Below are 20,032 nucleotides of genomic sequence, written 5' to 3' on the forward strand. Positions count from 1 at the left end.
ATGATGCTGGAAGATCAGGTATGCATCATAACGGGCGGAGGTTCAGGTATCGGCGAAGTCGCAGCGGAGCGATTCGCGGAGGAAGGTGCCAGCGTCGTCATCGTGGATATCGACGAGGCGAGTGGTCAGCGGGTAGCGGAAAGCATCTCGTCCAAGCCGGGGAGACGGCGGGCCTATGCGATCAAGGCGGATGTGTCATCGGAGCAGGATGTACAAAGAGCTGTCGCTGAAGTCGAAGAGCGCTTAGGTCGTATCGACATCCTGTTTAATAATGCAGCGACCATCTTGCCCAAGGCGTTGGAAGAGGTCACGGTAGACGAATGGACCCGGGTTATTAATATCAACCTCAAGAGTGTTTTTCTGATGATCAAGACGTGCATCCCTGCGCTTCGCATGTCGCAAGGGAACATCGTCAATATGGCTTCGCTGAACGGTCTTATCGGCCAGAAGCAAAATGCGGTATACGCTTCGACGAAGGGCGCAATCGTGGCGCTTACGAAAGCGTTAGCACTTGATTATGCGCCGGACGGCGTCAGGGTAAATTGTCTGTGCCCTGCCGGAGTCATGACACCGCTCTTAGAGAAGTGGAGGTTTGAGCAAGAAGATCCGGAGGAGACGACTCGCCTCCTTAATAATATGCATCCTCTCGGCCGGCCCGCCGATTCCGAGGAAATCGCCGATGCTGCGTTATTTCTGGCTTCGCGCGGCTCGCGGTTCGTTACAGGCGTGGCGCTGCCGGTTGACGGTGGAGCGTCTCTTGGATACTAATTTCACCATTACACCTGAAGGATGATGACTCTATGAAAATTACAAAAGCGGAAAGCTTCATTTTGCATGTCCCGATTACTCCGCCGATTACCGATGCCATTAATATGGCCACGCATTGGGGAGTTACTGGAGTTCACATCGAAACGGATGAAGGTATTGTCGGCTACGGCTATACCGGTACGACGGCTAAAGGCGATGAAATGATCGCCGAGACGATCGACCGGTATTATGCACCCGCGCTTATCGGTAAAGACCCGTTTAACGTCAAACAAATTTGGGACGAGCTCCGCTTCGGTCCGATGCACTGGATCGGACGCTCGGGCATTACGCATATGGCGCTAGCAGCCGTCGACATCGCGTTGTGGGACATTATGTCCAAGGCGGCCGGAAAACCGCTGTGGCAATATTTGGGCGGCCATAAGCCGGATAAGATTAAAGCATACAATACGAACGGCGGCTGGCTGAACTGGAGCAAGGACCAATTGATTAAAGACATCACAGGGATTCTGGAGCAAGGCTTTACGGCAGTCAAGATGAAAGTCGGTAAGCCGGATCCACGGGAGGACTTCGATCGGGTGCAGGCCGTCCGGCGTGCAATCGGTGATGAGGTCGGTCTAATGATCGACGTCAACCAGCAATGGAACATTACGACCGCCATGACCTGGGGCAAGAAACTGGAGCAGTTCGATTTGATCTGGCTGGAAGAACCGCTCAATCCGGACGACATTTCGGGACACCGCAAGCTTGCGGATGAATTGAGCGTTCCTATCGCGCTTGGAGAGCATGTGTACAATAAGTACGCTTTCCGGGACTATATCACCCAAGGAGCCGTCGAGTACGTACAGGTGGACGTTACTCGGGTAGCCGGGATCACCGAATGGCTTCAGGTTGCAGGCCTTGCTGCTGCTCACGATCTTCCTGTGTGTCCTCATGTCGGGGATATGGGACAAATCCATCAGCACCTTGTGGCCGCTACGCCGAACGCGATTATGCTGGAATACATCCCTTGGATCAGGCACATTTTCGAAGAACCGATTAACGTAGTCAATGGCTACTACACGCTCCCGCAACAGCCGGGCGCTTCGACGGCGATTATTCCTCGCTATTTTAACGAATATCGGGTCAGGTAATCAGGCACATCGTTAAATAGGCCACGAATAGCAGAGCAACTATGGCATAGTTGTTGTGTCGCCTGTTGGACATAACATTCGTACAAATCGGGGGGGACTGAAATGATATTACGCAACAAGACGGTGATCATCACCGGGGCTGGCTCCGGAATCGGCAAAAGCTCGGCGCTATTGTTCGCCCGCAAAGGGGCTACCGTGATCGTTAACGATCTTCAAGAGTCTGCCGGCGAGCAGACGGTTAAGGAAATCCGGGATGCCGGGGGCATCGCCCACTTTATCCAGGCCGACGTTACCGACGTGCAGTCGGTTCAAGCAATGGTGGACAAGGCTTTGAATCTTGTCGGCCATATTGACGTGCTGTTCAACAATGCAGGCATTAGCGGAGTCGGCATGATACACGAGATTGAGCCGGAGCAATGGGACAAGGTCATCAGCGTGAATATCCGCGGCGTGTTCTTGCCTACCAAGTACGTAGTGCCTCATATGATGGAGCGCAGATCGGGCAGCATTATTCATATGTCCTCTTGCATTGCCGAGATCGGATTGGCGAGGAGAGCTTCTTACGCCGCGACCAAAGGGGCGGTGCTTGCTTTAACAAAGTCCATGCAGGTGGATTATGCGCCCTATAATATTCGAGTCAACGCCTTGCTGCCGGGAACGATTCTAACCCCTTTCGTGGAGAACTATCTTAAAACCTCCTATGCCGACCCAGAGGAGGGTAAGCGCTCGTTGAAATCCAGACAGCTCAGCAATGACCTTGGCAGCCCGGAAGACGTAGCGAATGCGGCACTCTTCCTCGCTTCCGATGAATCCAAATTCATGATGGGATCGCCTCTCTACATCGATGGGGGAGTCACGTTCGGCAAGAACGCATAATCAAAGGGAGTGAAAAAAAGATGAGGTTGGCAACGATTGAACAACAAGGCGAGTATCGCCTCGTAATTGAACAGGACAGCCATATTATCGATATCGGTAAAGCGTTGGAGGCTTACCCGGCGGAGGGAATTCCAACCAACGTTATGGAAGTTATTGCAGGCGGTGAACAGGGACTTGAGCGATTAAGGGCGTACCTGGCCGCGCTTCCAAACGAAGGTTCTTCGGATACAGGCTATGTTCTGGATGGAAATGATCAAGTCTATGGCCCGAGCGTAACCCGTCCCGGCAAAATCATCTGTATCGGACTGAACTACCGTCGACATGCGGAAGAGACCCATGCGCCGATTCCGGAATACCCGATTATTTTCAATAAATTCAATAATACGTTAACCGGACACGGGCATGACATAGCCCTGCCCAACCGGGTTACTCAAGAGGTAGATTATGAGGCTGAACTCGTGATTGTCATCGGGAAGAAGGCAAAATATGTACGGAAGGAAGGAGCGTTGGACTATGTGTTCGGGTATACGAACGTGAACGATCTGTCGGCCCGCGACTTGCAAATGAGAACCCCCCAATGGCTGATTGGGAAGTCCTGCGACCACTTCAGCCCGTTGGGACCCTATCTGGTCACCTCCGATGAAGTCGGCAACCCGAATCAGCTGGCTATACAGTCCACCGTAAACGGGGAAATTCGCCAGCAGTCCAACACATCCGATATGATTTTTTCCTGTGAAGAAATCGTAAGCTACATCTCGCAGCATATGACGCTCGACCCGGGGGACATTATTTTGACAGGAACCCCGGAAGGCGTTGTGCTTGGTTATCCCGAAGATCGACGCGTCTACTTGAAGCATGGAGATGTTGTTACCATAGAAATCGAGAAGTTGGGTAAATTGACCAATCGCATGGTGGACGAACCGTATTAAAGATAGAAAGGTGAAAAACACGAATTGAACACGCAAACATTATTTGGGAGAACATAGTGGAATACATTTTTGTATGACAGCATGGTACATTGCAATTAAGAAGTCTTATACACAATGGAATAACGTATTAATTGTTGTGCGGAACGCTATGCGTCAACACGACTCCGCACAACATCCGCTCTTTAGTGTAAGGAGATAATTGAAAATCATTATTTTTTGGCATTTAAGACAGACAAGACGGTTTAGTGTACTTCAGCACCCTCCCGTATACTCCCCGATCAAAGTTCCTAAAGTGGCAACTACGGCGAAAACACCTGCGCTTACTCCCAACACAGCCCGGGAAATCATAAGCATTGCATGATCTGGGCTTTGAACAAAGATGATATTGCCGAAAACGAAGATACATAGTGCTGCCTATAATATAGCTTTTTTCGATCTACATTTGATGTGATTGCGATTAGAATCGGCGTACCGACTGCGTAGGCAATGGAATACACAGTAACTATTTGTCCGGCAAGACCTATGGATACATTTTATATAGCCCTTCATAAACGCTTCTGATCCCGCATTTTCCGAATACAAAATTGATACTGAATCTAAATGAATTAAAACAATATTTCAACGGGCTTCCTACGCATCAGGATATCCTTGGCTATGATCGTATGTGCCAATATATACAAATTCATGAAAAGGAGACTTGTTGTCATGCCATACAATGTTTTAGTTGTGGATGATGAGGAGATCGAGCGGAAAGGGATATCATTCCTTACTAAAATGTTTGAATTCCCGCTTTCTTGCCGAGAAGCGACAAATGGCGAGGAAGCGCTAGAACGGTTTAACCGTGAGTCCTTTGATATTGTTCTTTGTGACATTATGATGCCCCACATGAATGGATTGGAGCTATGTGCGGTAATAAAGTCGATTAATCCGCTGGTCAAAATTGTTTTTCTTACTGCCCATGCAGAATTTTCTTTTGCTAAACAGGCGATAGAGCTGGGGGTCTATGGTTATTTGTTAAAACCAATTGTCCCCGAAGAATTTTCTGTTTTGATGAACAATCTATTAGCTGCATGCAAGGAAGAGGAGGACTTAAGAAAACAAGCCATTCATTTGGAGAAAGTATCGATGGAAAATCTCAAGTATGAAAAGGAACGCAAGACGTTTGAGCTCATCAATGGATTATATTCCTCCACATCAGGGGAAACGGTTCTTTCAGCAAAACGAATGATTCTTATCTCTTGCAAAAACTCATTTTTTGATAGAGATAAACAAGATTGGGTCGGTAAATTGCATCAATTACTACCTGAAAGAAGCTATGAACTTGTGTTAAATGAAACGCAATGTCTTATCATTATAGAGGAATATAAGGAATATCATTTTTCCGATTTTGCAATAGCGATTCAGCAAATGTTTCAGAACGTTTTTCACCAGCTAGTATTTATTACTGGAAGTATTTCAATAACCGATTACTCGCAATATAAGACGGAATTTGAGAAGTTAGAGCAGTTATTGGCCTACCAAATTTTTGCGGAAAATAGTCGAATTCTGAAACAAAATGAACAGTCAGTGCAAGACAGCGAATTGATAAAGACAAGTATGGACGATATCAGAAAGGCTTTTGGGGCGGAAGACGTCAGTAAGGTGAAATATCACCTCAACATTTTGTTCATTCAATTACAAGAAAAGACCAATTACTCTCGGTTCTATATTAAAGTAATGCTGTTTGAAATTCTAAAGTTAGTTAAGACCAAATTGACAGATTTGAAGGAAGATGAACAACAAATTGCGGAACTTATAGAGAATACCAGGCATATGAGTGGTGCTCGGTCATTAATAGATAGCCTAGTCGATCGATGGGAGCATGGACTGATGTCGAGTCCGAATTACAACTCACAAATACAGCAAGTCAAAAAGCTGATTAATAAACACTATATGGACCGTATTTCGTTAGAGTGGTTAGCGAATAAGGTTTATTTGACGCCGAGTTATTTAAGTTTCCTGTTTAGAAAAGAGACAGGCATTAGCCTTCAAAAGTTCATTACATCTTTTCGAATGGAACAGGCTGAAAAACTGATACGAGAAACGAGTATGAAGATTATTAATATCTCACAACAAGTAGGATACATTAATCAATCATACTTTTGTTCGTTGTTCAGGACATATTATGGGAAAACACCTCAGAAATACAGAGAGGATTTAAAATCATGAATGCTTTGCCCGCTTTTTTTAGAGACATGTCACTGCAGAGAAAATTAATTATGACCTACTCTGTTATGATTTTTATACCTCTTGTCGTGCTAGGGAGCTTTGCCTTTATTCAAAGTCGTATTCTGCTTGAGAAACGGGCCTATCAAGGAATAGAAACGCAGCTTAAAACATTCGAAAGCCATCTATCTTACAAACTGGATCATTATCAATCCATAGAGGATATTATTATTTTTAACTCCACAACACAAAAAATATTAACGAATAATTATATAGATTATATTAATTTATCACAAGACCTAAGAGGAACTATGGATCCCCTTTTCAACATCATTTTGTTAAGCAACAAGGAAATGGAGCAAATGACGATTTATTCTCGCAAGAAAATTTCCAACTATGGTGATTACCTTATATATGCGCCACCTGAAAAAACTGAGCTGTGGGATCTTGCTTCGCATTTGCGGCCTAATGAAGTTAAATGGTACATAGACAAAAAGCAAAATAGAGTTATTGCTATTCGTGTTATCCCTGAAACTGCGTCTACGTCCGATTTAGGAATTCTCTATATAGGACTAAGTATTAAGAAATTTTTCGGGGGACTTGAGCAGATGGCAAATCATCAAGGGTGTCTGGAGATAATCGATGAGGACGGGCAGGTTTTGTATGCTAATTCCGTTGCACGGAACAATACAAATGTGGATAAGTATCAACTTATGATGGAACGTAAAATGTCAACGTCCGGTTGGACGATTAAATATGGTGTGTCTCCTAATGTTGTTTTAAACGAAACGGAAAGTATTTTGTATACCATGTTCCTTATTATTGGTATTTGTATTGTAATGTTGATTATTCTCGGATGGATTTTCACCAAAACATTGGTGAGACCCATATTATATTTGCATAGTAAAATGAATATGGTCAAAAATGGTGATCTTACTGTACAAATTCGCAGTACTGCGAAAGATGAAATGGGGTTACTTACAAATCAGTTTGCTGAAATGCTTGTAAAAATCAATGAGCTCATTCACGAGGTGTATGTGGTACAAATTCAAAAACGAAAAGCACAGTTGACAGCACTTCAAGCTCAAATTAATCCTCATTTTTTATATAACACGTTATCCACTATTAATTGGAAGGCCCTTTATCTGGGTTCCGAAGAAATAAGCCGAATTGTTATAACGTTGGCACGATTCTATAGAAAGGCATTGAATCAAGGGGACAGTATAATTTCAGTACGGGATGAATTAGAGATTGTAAAAGCCTATATCGATATTCAGTTAATCATGCATGACAACAGCTTTGAGGTAGAGTTTGAAATAGATGAAGACATCTATTCCTACGAAACTCTTAATCTTCTCCTTCAACCGATTGTGGAGAATGCAATTGAGCATGGGATTTATCACCGCAGGAAAGAGGGCGGTAAGCTGCGTTTAACAGGGGTCGTTGTTGATGAACGGATTGAGATTTCTGTGGAGGATAATGGACCCGGCATGGATATAGAGGCGATAGAACGCCTTCAACTCCGGAAAGGAAACGGCTATGGAATATTCAATATTAGAGAACGAATCCAATTATTTTTTGGGCCAAATTATGGTGTTCGAATTGAAAGCGAGCCCATGGTTGGGACGAAAATGACTATTGTCATCCCTGCGTACCGGCAAAATAAAAGTAACGCGCACCCCTTAGAATAGACATTGGAACCCCCTAGGTTATCCGATGAATTCTGGGGGTGCATTTATTCTCAATGTTTACAATTCGGTGTCTTGACCAAAGAACTAAAGATATTTGTATGTTTCAAAAAACACCATCATATACTGCCTCGGTTGAATTAGGATAATATTTTATTAGAAGGAGGAAGCATTACTTTACAGTGGAGGAGGAAGTATGTGGCAGGACATCATGGTATTGTATCAAGATTTGCGGGTGGAAGTGGACTGCGGAAAAGACTAATTCAATACAGAGTTTTATATTTCATGTTACTTCCGGGAATCGTTTATTTCATTATTTTTCACTACATCCCCATGTATGGAGTCACCTTGGCGTTTAAAGACTTTATTATTAAGGAGGGTATATTAGGAAGCCCTTGGGTCGGTTCGAAGCATTTTGAAAAGGCTTTCACAGATCCTTATTTTTATCAAATCCTCAAAAACACGCTTCTAATCAGTATTTATAAGCTGATTTTTGGTTTTCCAGTTCCTATCATTTTCGCTATTCTCGTAAACGAGGTATCATCGCTCCACTTTAGAAAAGCAGTTCAGACCGCTTCTTACTTGCCTCATTTTATATCGTGGGTAGTTATGGGTGGCATTTTCATTATGATCTTTTCGTTTGACGGTCCCATCAACGAGTTGATTAAACTGTTTGGCGGAAATCCGGTTTTGTTCATGGCTGATGAGCGTTACTTTCGTTCGTTGCTAGTCATAACCGACATTTTTAAAGGTTTTGGCTGGGGCTCGATCATATACTTTGCCGCCATTTCGGGAATTGATCCTCAATTGTACGAGGCAGCCGTAATAGATGGAGCTGGACGGTGGAAAAGAACGACTATGATCACTTTGCCAATGCTCGTTCCAGTCATGGCAATTATGCTTATTTTAAGCATGTCCAATATTTTAGATGCGGGCTTCGATCAAATCTTTAACATGTATAATCCAAGTGTATTAAACGTTTCTGACATTATCGACACCTATGTTTATCGCAAAGGATTGGTTGAAATGCAATACAGCTACTCCAGCGCCGTTGGGCTGTTCAAATCTGTCATTGCATTAATCTTGGTGCTGGTTGTAAACCGTATTGTTAGGACTGTCGGAGGGAGGGAGTACGCGTTATGGTAAAAAAGCGAACACCTGCCGATGTGCTATGCGATACTCTGATTTATTTCTTGTTGGGTTGCATATTTCTTATCACAATCTATCCGTTCTGGAATCAAGTGGTTACCGCTCTGTCCAGCAAGCAGGAGGAAGCTATCACGCTGCTGCCTAAGGGACTTTCGTTTGGTAGTTTTCTTCTCTCCCTTGACTATCCGGGGCTTTGGAGCGGTTACCGAAACACGATATTGCGTACCGTTTGCGGTGTTCTCCTTGGCACTACAGTAACTGCGTTACTTGCCTACCCTCTGGCAAAAGCACAACTTCCCTTCAATCGATTTTTCACGGCTTTGGTATTGTTTACTATGTTATTTAGCGGAGGACTTATCCCAAACTATTTGCTAATTAAGTCCCTTGGATTAATTAACACATTTTGGGCGCTGATTCTTCCTGGGCTTACTGGGGCATTTAATGTTTTCATCATGCGAAACTTTTTTCGTTCCTTACCAGATAGCTTGGAAGAATCGGCTCAAATTGATGGCGCAGGTTATTTCTCTATTTTCACTAAAATTATCCTGCCGATCTCTTCTCCAGTTTTAGCTACCGTTTCACTATGGATCGCTGTCGCACACTGGAATGCTTGGTTCGATTCTATGATCTACATTCAGGATCCACATAAACAAGTTCTTCAGGTGATCTTGCGCAAGATTATTATTGAAAACAACCTGAATGATATGGAACGAATGACTCAGGGAGTTCCATTGAAAGATTTGTTCAGCACCAAACAACTCCAAGCAACAGTTATATGTCTCTCTGTTATTCCGATGCTGATCGTATACCCATTTGTACAAAAGTATTTTGTTAAAGGCATAATGGTTGGTGCAGTGAAAGGATAGGTGGCATGGACTAATATTAAGGGGTTGCGGCCAATATGAAAAAGAGGATCATAGGGTTTAAAATGGGATTATTCATTATTCTGGCAGCTACTGTTGTGGCGGGATGCGCAGAGAAAGAAAATCAAAATTCGCAAGAATCCCAAAAAGATGGAAACGGCACAAAAAAGATGCATATGGAGTTTTGGACTTCAGCTCTACCCGTGGACCATGCTTTTACAAAAGAATATGCAGAAAACCGTTTTAATGTTGATATAGAGCATCTGGTCGGGGGTGAGAACTATAAGGAAAAGATGAATCTTATGATCGTATCAGGCGAGGCTCCTGACTACATTAAAAATATTACTCTCTCAGAATATGATAAATATGTAGAGCAAGGGCAATTTGCAGAAATCCCTGTTGAGTTGTTGGAAAAACATGCACCTAAGTACATGGCTTGGCTTAAAGAGAATACGGATGAAGATCTGTTCAAATATTTTAATCGTAATGGGAAGAATTATACCATGCCTAATATATGGACACTCGGACCGTCCATGAACGTTCTCGGTATACGTCAAGACTGGCTTGATAAGCTTGGAATTAATAAAAAACCTGAAACGCTAGCTGAATTTGAAGATATGTTGATCAAGTTTCGAAATGATGATCCTGATCATAATGGGAAGAAGGATACCTACGGTCTAACCACTTCCTTGGGATCTCCTAGCGATCTAGGAGGGCTGTTCAGTTCTGTATTCGGAGCGTTTGACAGCTATCTAGGAATATTCTATGAGAAGGATGGAAAGATTACTCGCGGGGAAATTGAACCAGAGACTAAGGAAGCACTCGCTGTCTTGAAGCGTTGGTACGACGAGCAATTGATTGATCCTGAGTTTGTGATTAATAAATCGGACAATTTGGATCAGAAAGTCTTTGACTCTAAGGTGGGAATGATACAAGGGGGCTGGTGGAGTTTTCTCCCGGCAGCTGCTTTCTTTGATGGGAAATACGTTGAGAAAATCCCAAATGCAAAATGGTTGCTTTCGAGCGGTCCTAAGGGCCCGAATGGTGCATTTGGAATCGGACAAATTCAACCGATGAGCAATACAGGTCTTCAATTTATGAAGCATATGGAGAAAGATCCTGAGAAGATGATTAAGTATATTGAAATGATTGAAGCGTTTAACTTTGATGAAGACTATTTAGAAGTTTCTTACTTTGGAAAGGAAGGGGTTACTTACAATAAGAATGGTGATTCTTATGAATGGATCCCGCCCTATGACAAAAAAGACGAGCAATTGAAGTTTGGGATTGATCGCAGCGTTTATCACTACGATGGAATGTTTAACAATTATGATTTACAGGCACCATTTATGACTGCTCCTAAATATGCTGAATTGCGGAAGAATGCGGAAAAAGTGGGGGTAGGGAAATATGATATATTGTTCCCAATTCATAAGCCCATTTACAACGAGTACTATGATCGTCTTGATCAGTATACGTTGAAGACGTTTATTGATTTCATTACCGGTCGCCGTGATTTAAAGAACTTCGATAAATTTGTCTCTGAATGGATGAGTATGGGTGGAGATAAAGTCATGAAAGAGGCTCAGGAAGCTTACTCACAATATAATTCTAAAGGCTGAGTTCCGGGCTTGCGGACACCTCGTAAGGGAGTCGCCCAAACCCTCCTGCGTGATTTGTAGTGTACTGACATCCATATACTCCAGAGTATAAAAATCGCTCAATGCTCAAGTATTTCCTTGCTTGAAATGCAACAGAATTATATCGACCAAACGATCGAAATGTGCCAGGCAACTGAGGATTGGGTATTGGGACTTGCATAAGCTAAATCGGAGCTGCCGGGAACTCGAAACGAAACTATTGAGGCGAGCCTTGAGGGCAAACAAATGCTACATCTTCTTGTGTTGGTTGAGTAACAGCGTTAGATTTATATAGGGACAACCGAATAACCAAATAGGGAACCACTCCAATAATAGCCTATAAGGTCGTCGTTGGAGTGCTTTTTTATAGCGCCAGCAAGTATAAGTTTCATTATCGTCAATCCTTTGCAGCTAGGCGCGCGAAAGACGGATGTCGTGGATGACTGGCATTTGGATGAGATGTTCTATCGAGGCGATGAACCATCCGGAGTACCAGGAGTCGGTTCAGGCTACAGGCGAGGCTTATGAAAATTGGACCCTGAAGGAATGGATGTTGGAGATCATTTTGCGAGAGCAAACCGGCGATTTCCCGGCCAAGTTCACCGAGCAGTTCTTGGCAACTGGTTAAATATAAATACAGTTTAACCGTTTCTAAGTATCAACAGGATTGCAATTATAATTGAACTATACTGCCCCTTAGTTGAACAAAAGCAGCCGATTACATTGATCGGCTGCCTTCTTGTTTTTATTGAGCTATCGTTACCCGTTAGCGTAATGCGGCCCTATGGCGTGATGATCAACTGATTGAACCGATTGCAGCGCAATAATGGCTTTCTTGTCTATTTGGAAAGGATAATGACCACCTATCCGTTTGGTTGATAATAATTGCAATGTCCTAATTAAATTCTTGTGAATAAATTAATCATGAAATCTTTGTCTGGAATAAATTTTCATACTTTTCTTTTCCATTCTCATCAATCCACATATGGAAATCTTTAAGCTTCGGTAATTGCGCACGCAAAACAGAAATATCGACTTCGTGACCTTTGTCGTTTAACCATTGAAACACCCCAGCCAAAATCTCATTATGCTGACGTAACGTTTCCATTGGAATTTGGACGTATGGAATGGTTCGATTGGTTGCGCGGCCTATCGCGTCAACAATTTGCAAAGGAGTTAACGTGTCACCAGCAAGTTCAATAGTTTTACCTAAATAGTCTTTTGGACGACTAAATATTAATGCGACGAATGCCCCTACGTCATCTACAGCTATGAGTGGAATCTTTCGATTAGAATTAAAGGCTTGGGCAATGGTACCATTCTGTACACCTGCGGTCATGGGGTTTAAGTAGTTTTCCATAAATGTTGCAGGTCGTAATATAGTGGAAGGCAAATCAAGTGAAAGAATGTACTGCTCTATTGCCCATTTGGGCATGCTGCGAAAATGGGATTGAGCATCTGCACCGCCGACAGACCCATAAATGAAGTGTTGAATATTGTTTTTTTGTGCTAGATCTGCTATTGATTTCCCTATACGCTCTTCATCGGCCTCGGACTCAGGAGTAGGCTCCCAGCTAGGGGGAAGGACACTGAATACCCCATAGACCCCTTGCATAGCCAAGTTAACAGAAGATACCTTTTCCATGTCGCCTTGAAATAGTTCAGCTCCCAATTGTTTAAGTTTCAAAGCTTTATCGCTTGATACATTGCGAGTAAAAGCTCGTACTTTCCACCCTGATGTTATTAAATGTTTAACTGCTGCACTTCCTTGCTGTCCAGTCGCTCCAAAAACTAATATTATCTTTTCGTTCATATAATCAGATCCCTTCTTAAATTGATAAGATTTTATCTTGCTAGGCTTTACCAAAGCAGTGAGATATAATCTATTGTTATGTTAAATCATTAACTATATAATTGAAAGTAGACACATTATTTTTATATAGTTTCATTTATTAGTCTATCTATATTTAAGTAAGGAGGTGGAAGACTTGAATGAACATACAGAGGAGGAACTATGCCTAATATCTATAGGGGAAGCTTTGAAGGTTGTGCGCGGAAAATGGTCTTTTTTGGTGCTAGCCTTACTCGATATGGGCCCTCAACGTTTTAATCAAATGAGAAGAAATTTAGACAATATTAGTATCAAGTCTCTAACGGATGTTTTACGTCATTTAGAGGAGTATAATGTCATTAGTCGTCAAGTTTTCCCTTCAGTTCCTGTGACCGTTGAATACTCACTAACGGACAAAGGACGTGATTATATACCTGTCCTTCGACAAATGCGCTTGTGGGGTAAAAAATGGGGGGAGTATCCTGAGAACGTCGATGGTAGCAACTACAGCACAAATAAGGTCGGTTTTTGAGAAAAAAACCAAGCTCTAATATTAGTTATTCTAGAACCTATAAGATGTTTCTCCTTATTGATAACGCTGTCAATCAATGAAAGTTACATCTGTGATTCACAAAATGGCACTGAATTAACCTGCCCGTTAGCGTAATGATCGATCCTCAAATAAATGCTTGCTTATTTTCTTAAGTCTGGAAAATAAAAGGATCTACATATTAGTTGTGCATGATTATGTAGATCCCTTTATTTTATTGAAGCACTAAGTCGGCACCGTAGACGCCGGCAGCTCTAGTGACCTGCGCTGGCTTAAGGATAGAGTCCTTCCGTTTTGAGATACAAGAAGAAACTCTCCCTTCGATGGCCTTCTCCTCACCTCCAGGTAAACCGTATTCCGAATCCGTGCATAATAGAAAACGACGGGGAATTGTGCATGATAAGAAGCGTAACCTGGGATTGTCCTCGGTGGCAACCGCTAAGCCGATTCGGCTGAACTGGATCACATTTTTTGCGTTTTCCGCTTTCAAAATCATAGGATGAATCTGGAAAGCATTGCTCCAGTGGATTGGAGGAAGCTCACGAACGCTGACACCGAGATCGGCCATGGAGATAAATAAACCGATCAGCACATTACGATTCGGCTGCGGAAGAGACGCAAGAACAGGCTAACAGGCTGAGTTGATTGCTTATCAATGGAGGTATAAAGATGAGTACTATTTATTCCCGCGGAAAACTCGGCAGAACAGTCATGGAAATGTCCCGAATTACGTACGGCGCAATGGAATTGGGAGGAGCAACGCCTTCTGAATACGACTTTCATATTCGCCCATATCAACGCTTATAATTCGACCGACAATGTCGAATATTTGCTAGAGAAGCACCCCATTTTGTACGAAGACTTTTTTGCCGGTTATACAGCTTCCAATCCGGAGAGCGCCAACCAGCTGGACGACTTCGTATCAGTCATTAAGCAATTGTATGATGGTTGCGATTTCTATGATTATGATGCCGACACAGACGCCTCTTCTTTAGCAGCAAAGAATGGTGCGAACAGCATGGAGAGATGGACAGGCGCTTCAAGATTTGCCGTGATTTCTTTACTGAAGTAGCTCCAATTGTCCTTCGCATCTGCTTTTAATACATTGAAACGCAGTTGAATCCCTGAATTGTTGACTAATACATTAACCTCCGGATAATTCACGTTTACCCAATCAAACAATGCTGCGCGTTTGGATTCAATCGTCAGATCGCATACTCGAGTAATGAGGATGGGGGATTTTTCTTTCGCCTGTTGAAGCACGTTTTCACGCCGTCCGCAAACAATCACTTGATTCCCAGCTTTGATAAAACGTTCAGCAAAAGCCAGCCCGATTCCGGAACCGCCTCCGGTAATGAGTATTGTGTTTCCCGAAAGCTTCATTGTATTTCTCCTTCTCTATTATTCTTCTTTTCTTTCCTGAGTACGTTTTGTATAAGTAGTAATTTTCACGTCAATTCCCTTTAAGGATTCTGTCATCAACGAAATTTCAGCTAGCACAGTTTGCTTGTGACTCTTCAACATTTCAAGCCGGAGTAGAGTGGTTTTATCTCCTTCTACTACCCAATCAACATATTGCTTGATATCATTTATTGACATGTGCGTGTTCTTTAAATAAATAACGATTTCAAGAAGCGTAATTTGATCTTCTGAAAATAACCGCCTCCCAGTTGCATCACGCTCGATTAGTGGCAGTAGTCCTTTTTTTTCATAATAAGGTAACGTTGATTCCGGAATATTTAATTTGGCTGAAGCTTCACTAATAGAATAATACTTCATCTGGAGTCCTCCAAATATTAACTTACCCTGTCGACAGGAATATGATACGACTTAAACCATGGTTTAAGTCAACAAACAAATTTTAGTCTGTCGAGAGAATAATAAATTGCACGATGAGTATCTGCCAACTCATTCGATTTCAAAGAAGGGGCCATCCCCGAAAGGATGGCCCTAGAACTTGCCGTTACAGACATTTCGGTGAACCTTATCACAAGTAAGGCGAATTTTTTCTCCGTAGCCGTTCAATGGCGCGGTACGAATTCAAGATTACAGTGCTCATTCCCTCTCGGGGAGGCGTTCTTATCTCCTCTCTGTCATTCCCACATAGCCAGAACAGCTTCGGCAATGGAGCAGCCCTGCTCCCGACCGGCGATTGCCGTTATGCCGCAGCGCGTCGGATCGTAGGGGTTAAGGCCGATGGCTGCAACACTGTGTTCATCAGGGACTATGAGATAAACGTCTGCATTTGTCTGCAAGCCTTCCGCCTCTTCCATAGCTCCCGGAATGGAACCGTAACCTTTCGGCATCGGGGCGAGAATGATAATCCGTTTGTGGCCTTTCGCCAGCCGTGCATTGGTTGTGGACACCATGCCTCCGTCAGTCCAGTTGTGCTCACCGATGGAGACGAGCGGCCATATTCCTGGAACGGCTCCGCTTGCCGACACGGCATCGGGTAAAGGAATTTCCGACTGATGATCGAAAGTATGAAGATGTCCGGTATCGGCATCGATGGCGGTTACCTGCAATTGTTGTGGCCACTCTTTGGTCACAAGTCGGCTCTCGACTAAGGCACGCCGCTGTTCAGGCGACACAGAGGGGGGATTGTTTTTGGCGATAAGACCGAATTCTGCTCCGACTTTTCGCGGATCGCTTCCTCCGGTGACGAAAGCCTTATACCACGCTTGCATCAATTCTTTGGATGCGGAGACCGGTATCTCGTTCGGGTTCGATTCCAACTGGTCCGCAAACAGTTTGTTTATGTCGTACCCACTGGCCAGGGCTGCTCCGACAAAGGAGCCGGCAGACGTTCCGATGATGGTCTCAGCTTGATACAGGTCGACCCCAGACTCCAGCAATCCCGTTAAGACCCCAACCTCCCAAGCTATGCCGGTCACACCACCGCCGCCCAAGACGACGGCTCGAGTCATCGATTTATTGTTCTGACTGTTCATTTCCATTCCTCCCATTTTGGTTAATCGTTATAGCAACGTGTTTGACAAGGTTCCGTTTGGCCTCTAGAGTATAAACTATAAAGTATACTTGAAGGTCAAGTTTATCGAGGAGGTTAGGATGAAAATTCATGTGCTGGCCCAAAAGACCGGATTAACGCCCCCGACCATTCGTTATTATGAGAAGGAAGGCTTGCTTAATATGCGCCACGTTGTGCGCGGAGATAATAACTATCGGGATTATACCGAAGCAGCGGTCGAACACCTTCAATTGATAAAACGTGTGCAGGCTGTGGGATTTACGCTTAAGGAAATCAAAGCCGTTATGGAGGAAGAAGAGGGGAGCAAACTTGAGATCTCCCGGTCCATTGAATTGTTGCGGGAGAAGATGATGGAAATGGACTTCAGGAAAGTAGAATTGGAGCAAGCGCAGGCACTTCTTGCCCGTATGCTAGCCAATAAGCTGGCGTTGCTGAAGGAGAAGCAATAAAGAGACTAGGAGTAACGAAAAAGAAATGCTTCGAATCTCAATACGTGGCTTGCGCAACCTCCTTCGTCCACTCGTGGTCGCCGACTTTTCCTTCGTAACGTCTATTGACCGCAGATGATCCGCTGTAATTCGTTCTACGTTGGATTCATTCATGAATCAGAACATATATGTGCTTGATGTATAAAGGTTGCAATAGAGTTAATTTGACGGGGAACGATAGCTCAATAAAAAATATTTGGAGGCATCCGGATTCTTGATGGATGCCTTTTCTCAACTAACGGGCAGTTTAGTAACCAGCAAGAGGGAGTTGAGCCTTGAGTTCATGAGTGCTAAGACCATGGAAGGCGTGAAACCCTTTGAAGTGCAGCACCGATGTAATGGGATTGGGATCGGCCCGGTTTGATGAAGGGAGATTTGGAAAGTAATGAAGAGGGTTTCCGCCCTCCGATGAAGCTTCAAAATCTTATATACGAGAGAATGTTAGTCAGATGAGCTTGTTTTTTGACGCGAAATGTCTAATGACACAAATGTGACCCCATAACGAAAAGTACTAAAGCCTGATTCTCTAGGCTTTTTTTATTTTATGGGGTCAGATTTGTGTCACTAAAAAATGCACAAATGTGACCCCATTGTAGGATTTTGACACAAAATTGGGTACATTGTGGAGGAGCTTTGTCGATTAGGTATAGAGGGGGAGGGCACGCACCGGAAGGATTAGCAGGAATAGTAAGTTTTTTATTCGCCTTTTTACATGTATAATCTAGGAATTACAGAAGGCCTGTTTGAGATTTGGTTAGATTGACAAGGCACGAATATAGTGTCCAACCTCATTACACAAATCGGCTGTAGATAAGTAGCAATATGCAAAAGGAGCATTTGCCGATGGGCAAATGCTCCTTATTAACTTTATCATTCCTAATATAGGTTGCACATTATTCTACCCGTTACTTCAATAGAAGTATACGTTAGGATGACGATGTTTCAGTCAAGATTTTCTCTGCTCCCTTGCTGATCAATAATTTTGCTACATCTTGACCTACTTGAACAGGAGATTTCCCAGTATTGGTTTCTCTAAGTATAATGGAACCGTCCGGCTTTCCTACCATTCCTGTTAAAGAAATCTCTTGTCGGCTAATAACAGTTGTTTCTGCATCTCTAATTGAAGATTGGTTCAATACAGCAAACGCACCAATTGGCACGTGACATCCGCCGTTCAGTACCCCGAGAAATGTTCTTTCCGCAGTTACTTCCAAAGCTGTTTGTGTATCATTATACAAGCTCAGCAACTTCCTTAACTCAGTATCACCTTCACGGCATTCAATCCCAAGGGCGCCTTGCCCGACAGCAGGCAAGAAAGTTTCTGGAGATAAAACTTCTGTAATACGGTCCTCCCAGCCCATCCTTTTAAGGCCTGCGACAGCTAAGATAATCGCGTCAAATTCACCATTATCCAACCTACGAAGACGTGAGTCAATATTCCCCCGTATCGGCTCAATGATAAGATCCGGTCGCAGTGCCGCAATTTGGCTCGTCCGCCGGAGACTGCTTGTACCTACACGCGCACCAGGTAAAAGATCATTAAGTCCGGCACCGTTCCTAGAGATCAGACAATCACGCGGATCCTCACGTTTTGGTACCGCACCGTTAACCAGGCCTTCAGGAAGCTCGAAAGGCATGTCCTTTAGACAGTGCACCGCCATGTCGATTTCCTTGTCAATCATGGCCTGTTCAATTTCTTTGATGAAAAGCCCCTTACCCCCAACTTTAGACAAGGTTACATCCAAAATCTGGTCGCCCTTAGTGACTATTTTTTTTATTCCAAAAGTAAAGTCCATTCCGTGTTCCTGGCTAAGCTGAGTCAAATCGGAAATGACCTGTTCCGTTTGTGTCAACGCAAGCGCACTCTTTCTGCACCCAACTACAATTTTCCTCATATATTTGCTTCCTTTCTAGTTTTAGCTACCACTACATGCAATACAGAGCAAACGATTTAATCATAGCACAATTTATTATTACGATTAAAAACTCCTGCCCGTTAGATTTCCTGTAAAACGAAAATTTGGTGTTTGAACAAAACGAGCGCCTTGTTACGATGGGGTTACGCATGAGTTCATAGCCTCAAAAAGCCCATAAGGAGATCGCTCTACAAGTTTAAAGTACAGAATAAGCAAAATCAACACATTACCGTTCATCACCTGGTCGTCGGCGTCTGCCGTCTATGGCAATCATCTGCCAGCCCTCTGACAGCAACTTCCGGGTTAAATCCAACCCGATTCCTGAGCTTGCGCCCGGAATTAATGCGATGGAGTCGACTCCAAGTCAAGGCAGAGGAGCATAGATTTTTGCCTTAGGGATAAGAGACTTGGCTTATAGCCAGCACCCAGACGTATAATGCACTAAGATCATCTCTGAACGGAGCGGACAGGATGAGGGAAGAGCTGACTTTTACGATAAAGCAAATCACCGAGCAAATCGGAATTTCCGAAGATACGACACGGTACTATGAAAAAATTGCGCTACTGCCTCGGGCTGAAAGGAAAGATAACGGGCACCGCGGCTATCGGCAGGAGGACATCGATACGATCCGGCTGTTATCTTGCCTGAGAAAACGGGGATGCCGCTGGGAGAAATGTGACCTTTTTTGGCAGTCTCTGCTGATGCTGATCCCGCGGAATATCCCGAACTGGTGGAACACTTAAGAAACCATCGGGAAAATATCATCGCCCAAATCGCCTCTTACAGCAGGTCGTCGATTTTATCGTTATGAAGTTGGAGGAGGGGAGAATCCGTAAAGACTGATCCGATGATATTTCGGAAGCCATGACGGGAGAACCGAACCCAAAGCTCGTCTCACCTGTTGAAATGGCTTTTTTTCCGGGATCGCGCTTGAAATGATGGACTGGTGCAAAATCGCCAGGCATAAACAAAATCCCCGCCTGAGTGGAAATAAATCCATTCGGGTGAT

The 20,032-nt window shown here is 43.7% G+C and carries 16 protein-coding genes and 2 pseudogenes; 13 read left to right on the top strand and 5 right to left on the bottom strand.

What is annotated here, in order from left to right; genetic code table 11:
• The 10 genes from CJP46_RS11545 to CJP46_RS36520 all read left to right on the top strand — a co-directional run bounded on the left by CJP46_RS11545 (nucleotide 1) and on the right by CJP46_RS36520 (nucleotide 11,876).
• The gene (locus tag CJP46_RS11545) at nucleotides 1-768 is read left to right on the top strand and encodes an SDR family NAD(P)-dependent oxidoreductase (RefSeq protein WP_094595736.1); all 768 of its coding nucleotides are present in this window, start codon (nucleotides 1-3) and stop codon (nucleotides 766-768) included.
• 32 nt (nucleotides 769-800) lie between these two features.
• Nucleotides 801-1,898, top strand: a complete 1,098-nt coding sequence (locus tag CJP46_RS11550; RefSeq protein ID WP_094595737.1) for a mandelate racemase/muconate lactonizing enzyme family protein — start codon at nucleotides 801-803, stop codon at nucleotides 1,896-1,898.
• 102 nt (nucleotides 1,899-2,000) lie between these two features.
• Entirely contained in the window at nucleotides 2,001-2,774 is a 774-nt protein-coding gene (locus tag CJP46_RS11555; protein WP_094595738.1) for an SDR family NAD(P)-dependent oxidoreductase, read from the top strand.
• Nucleotides 2,775-2,794: 20 nt separating this feature from the next.
• A complete protein-coding gene (locus tag CJP46_RS11560; protein ID WP_094595739.1) occupies nucleotides 2,795-3,703 on the top strand; it encodes a fumarylacetoacetate hydrolase family protein in 909 nt (302 codons plus the stop codon).
• Nucleotides 3,704-4,408: 705 nt separating this feature from the next.
• Nucleotides 4,409-5,911: a response regulator transcription factor gene (locus tag CJP46_RS11565; protein ID WP_179281130.1), complete on the top strand. Its 1,503-nt coding sequence runs from the start codon at nucleotides 4,409-4,411 to the stop codon at nucleotides 5,909-5,911.
• The gene (locus CJP46_RS11570; protein WP_094595741.1) at nucleotides 5,908-7,599 is read left to right on the top strand and encodes a sensor histidine kinase; all 1,692 of its coding nucleotides are present in this window, start codon (nucleotides 5,908-5,910) and stop codon (nucleotides 7,597-7,599) included. Before CJP46_RS11565 ends, CJP46_RS11570 begins: the two co-directional genes overlap by 4 nt.
• A gap of 195 nt (nucleotides 7,600-7,794) precedes the next feature.
• On the top strand, nucleotides 7,795-8,742 hold the full coding sequence (locus tag CJP46_RS11575) for an ABC transporter permease (RefSeq protein WP_256992301.1): 948 nt from the start codon (nucleotides 7,795-7,797) through the stop codon (nucleotides 8,740-8,742).
• Nucleotides 8,736-9,611 (top strand): carbohydrate ABC transporter permease, encoded by an 876-nt coding sequence (locus CJP46_RS11580; RefSeq protein WP_094595742.1) that lies wholly within the window; start codon nucleotides 8,736-8,738, stop codon nucleotides 9,609-9,611. The genes CJP46_RS11575 and CJP46_RS11580 overlap by 7 nt, the downstream gene beginning before the upstream one ends.
• A 35-nt stretch (nucleotides 9,612-9,646) precedes the next feature.
• Complete coding sequence (locus CJP46_RS11585) at nucleotides 9,647-11,230, top strand: type 2 periplasmic-binding domain-containing protein (protein WP_094595743.1); 1,584 nt, start codon at nucleotides 9,647-9,649, stop codon at nucleotides 11,228-11,230.
• A 472-nt stretch (nucleotides 11,231-11,702) separates the two neighbouring features.
• Nucleotides 11,703-11,876 carry a hypothetical protein gene (locus CJP46_RS36520; RefSeq protein WP_179281131.1) on the top strand — a complete coding sequence of 58 codons (174 nt, stop codon included), beginning with the start codon at nucleotides 11,703-11,705 and terminating at the stop codon, nucleotides 11,874-11,876.
• A gap of 294 nt (nucleotides 11,877-12,170) precedes the next feature.
• On the opposite strand, the gene CJP46_RS11595 is transcribed toward CJP46_RS36520, so the two are convergent.
• A complete protein-coding gene (locus CJP46_RS11595) occupies nucleotides 12,171-13,061 on the bottom strand; it encodes an NmrA/HSCARG family protein (protein ID WP_094595745.1) in 891 nt (296 codons plus the stop codon).
• Between the two features lie 166 nt (nucleotides 13,062-13,227).
• On the opposite strand from CJP46_RS11595, the gene CJP46_RS11600 reads away from it, so the two are divergent.
• Nucleotides 13,228-13,611: a winged helix-turn-helix transcriptional regulator gene (locus tag CJP46_RS11600; protein ID WP_373557980.1), complete on the top strand. Its 384-nt coding sequence runs from the start codon at nucleotides 13,228-13,230 to the stop codon at nucleotides 13,609-13,611.
• 993 nt (nucleotides 13,612-14,604) lie between these two features.
• Here the strand turns inward: CJP46_RS11600 and CJP46_RS11605 are convergent.
• The 3 genes and pseudogenes from CJP46_RS11605 to CJP46_RS11615 all read right to left on the bottom strand — a co-directional run.
• A pseudogene (locus CJP46_RS11605) lies at nucleotides 14,605-15,012 on the bottom strand (SDR family NAD(P)-dependent oxidoreductase); the annotation flags it as partial.
• 18 nt (nucleotides 15,013-15,030) lie between these two features.
• Nucleotides 15,031-15,408: a MerR family transcriptional regulator gene (locus tag CJP46_RS11610; protein ID WP_094595747.1), complete on the bottom strand. Its 378-nt coding sequence runs from the start codon at nucleotides 15,406-15,408 to the stop codon at nucleotides 15,031-15,033.
• A 314-nt stretch (nucleotides 15,409-15,722) separates the two neighbouring features.
• Nucleotides 15,723-16,556: a patatin-like phospholipase family protein gene (locus tag CJP46_RS11615; protein WP_094596146.1), complete on the bottom strand. Its 834-nt coding sequence runs from the start codon at nucleotides 16,554-16,556 to the stop codon at nucleotides 15,723-15,725.
• A 142-nt stretch (nucleotides 16,557-16,698) separates the two neighbouring features.
• On the opposite strand from CJP46_RS11615, the gene CJP46_RS11620 reads away from it, so the two are divergent.
• Nucleotides 16,699-17,067, top strand: a complete 369-nt coding sequence (locus CJP46_RS11620) for a MerR family transcriptional regulator (protein ID WP_094595748.1) — start codon at nucleotides 16,699-16,701, stop codon at nucleotides 17,065-17,067.
• A 965-nt stretch (nucleotides 17,068-18,032) separates the two neighbouring features.
• Here CJP46_RS11620 and hemC read toward each other — a convergent pair.
• The gene (hemC, locus tag CJP46_RS11625; protein WP_094595749.1) at nucleotides 18,033-19,001 is read right to left on the bottom strand and encodes a hydroxymethylbilane synthase; all 969 of its coding nucleotides are present in this window, start codon (nucleotides 18,999-19,001) and stop codon (nucleotides 18,033-18,035) included.
• 492 nt (nucleotides 19,002-19,493) lie between these two features.
• On the opposite strand from hemC, the pseudogene CJP46_RS11635 reads away from it, so the two are divergent.
• Nucleotides 19,494-19,962 (top strand): annotated as a pseudogene (locus CJP46_RS11635) (MerR family transcriptional regulator).
• Nucleotides 19,963-20,032: the final 70 nt, after the last annotated feature.

Source organism: Paenibacillus sp. XY044 (genome assembly GCF_002257645.1).
Lineage (GTDB): Bacteria > Bacillota > Bacilli > Paenibacillales > Paenibacillaceae > Paenibacillus_AQ.

Excerpts from the sequence above, each read along its gene's own strand:
- CJP46_RS11545 (WP_094595736.1), top strand. The coding sequence starts at position 1 with ATGATGCTGGAAGATCAGGTATGCATCATAACGGGCGGAGGTTCAGGT.
- CJP46_RS11550 (WP_094595737.1), top strand. The coding sequence starts at position 801 with ATGAAAATTACAAAAGCGGAAAGCTTCATTTTGCATGTCCCGATTACT.
- CJP46_RS11555 (WP_094595738.1), top strand. The coding sequence starts at position 2,001 with ATGATATTACGCAACAAGACGGTGATCATCACCGGGGCTGGCTCCGGA.
- CJP46_RS11560 (WP_094595739.1), top strand. The coding sequence starts at position 2,795 with ATGAGGTTGGCAACGATTGAACAACAAGGCGAGTATCGCCTCGTAATT.
- CJP46_RS11565 (WP_179281130.1), top strand. The coding sequence starts at position 4,409 with ATGCCATACAATGTTTTAGTTGTGGATGATGAGGAGATCGAGCGGAAA.
- CJP46_RS11570 (WP_094595741.1), top strand. The coding sequence starts at position 5,908 with ATGAATGCTTTGCCCGCTTTTTTTAGAGACATGTCACTGCAGAGAAAA.
- CJP46_RS11580 (WP_094595742.1), top strand. The coding sequence starts at position 8,736 with ATGGTAAAAAAGCGAACACCTGCCGATGTGCTATGCGATACTCTGATT.
- CJP46_RS11585 (WP_094595743.1), top strand. The coding sequence starts at position 9,647 with ATGAAAAAGAGGATCATAGGGTTTAAAATGGGATTATTCATTATTCTG.
- CJP46_RS36520 (WP_179281131.1), top strand. The coding sequence starts at position 11,703 with ATGAGATGTTCTATCGAGGCGATGAACCATCCGGAGTACCAGGAGTCG.
- CJP46_RS11595 (WP_094595745.1), bottom strand. The coding sequence starts at position 13,061 with ATGAACGAAAAGATAATATTAGTTTTTGGAGCGACTGGACAGCAAGGA.
- CJP46_RS11610 (WP_094595747.1), bottom strand. The coding sequence starts at position 15,408 with ATGAAGTATTATTCTATTAGTGAAGCTTCAGCCAAATTAAATATTCCG.
- CJP46_RS11615 (WP_094596146.1), bottom strand. The coding sequence starts at position 16,556 with ATGACTCGAGCCGTCGTCTTGGGCGGCGGTGGTGTGACCGGCATAGCT.
- CJP46_RS11620 (WP_094595748.1), top strand. The coding sequence starts at position 16,699 with ATGAAAATTCATGTGCTGGCCCAAAAGACCGGATTAACGCCCCCGACC.
- hemC (WP_094595749.1), bottom strand. The coding sequence starts at position 19,001 with ATGAGGAAAATTGTAGTTGGGTGCAGAAAGAGTGCGCTTGCGTTGACA.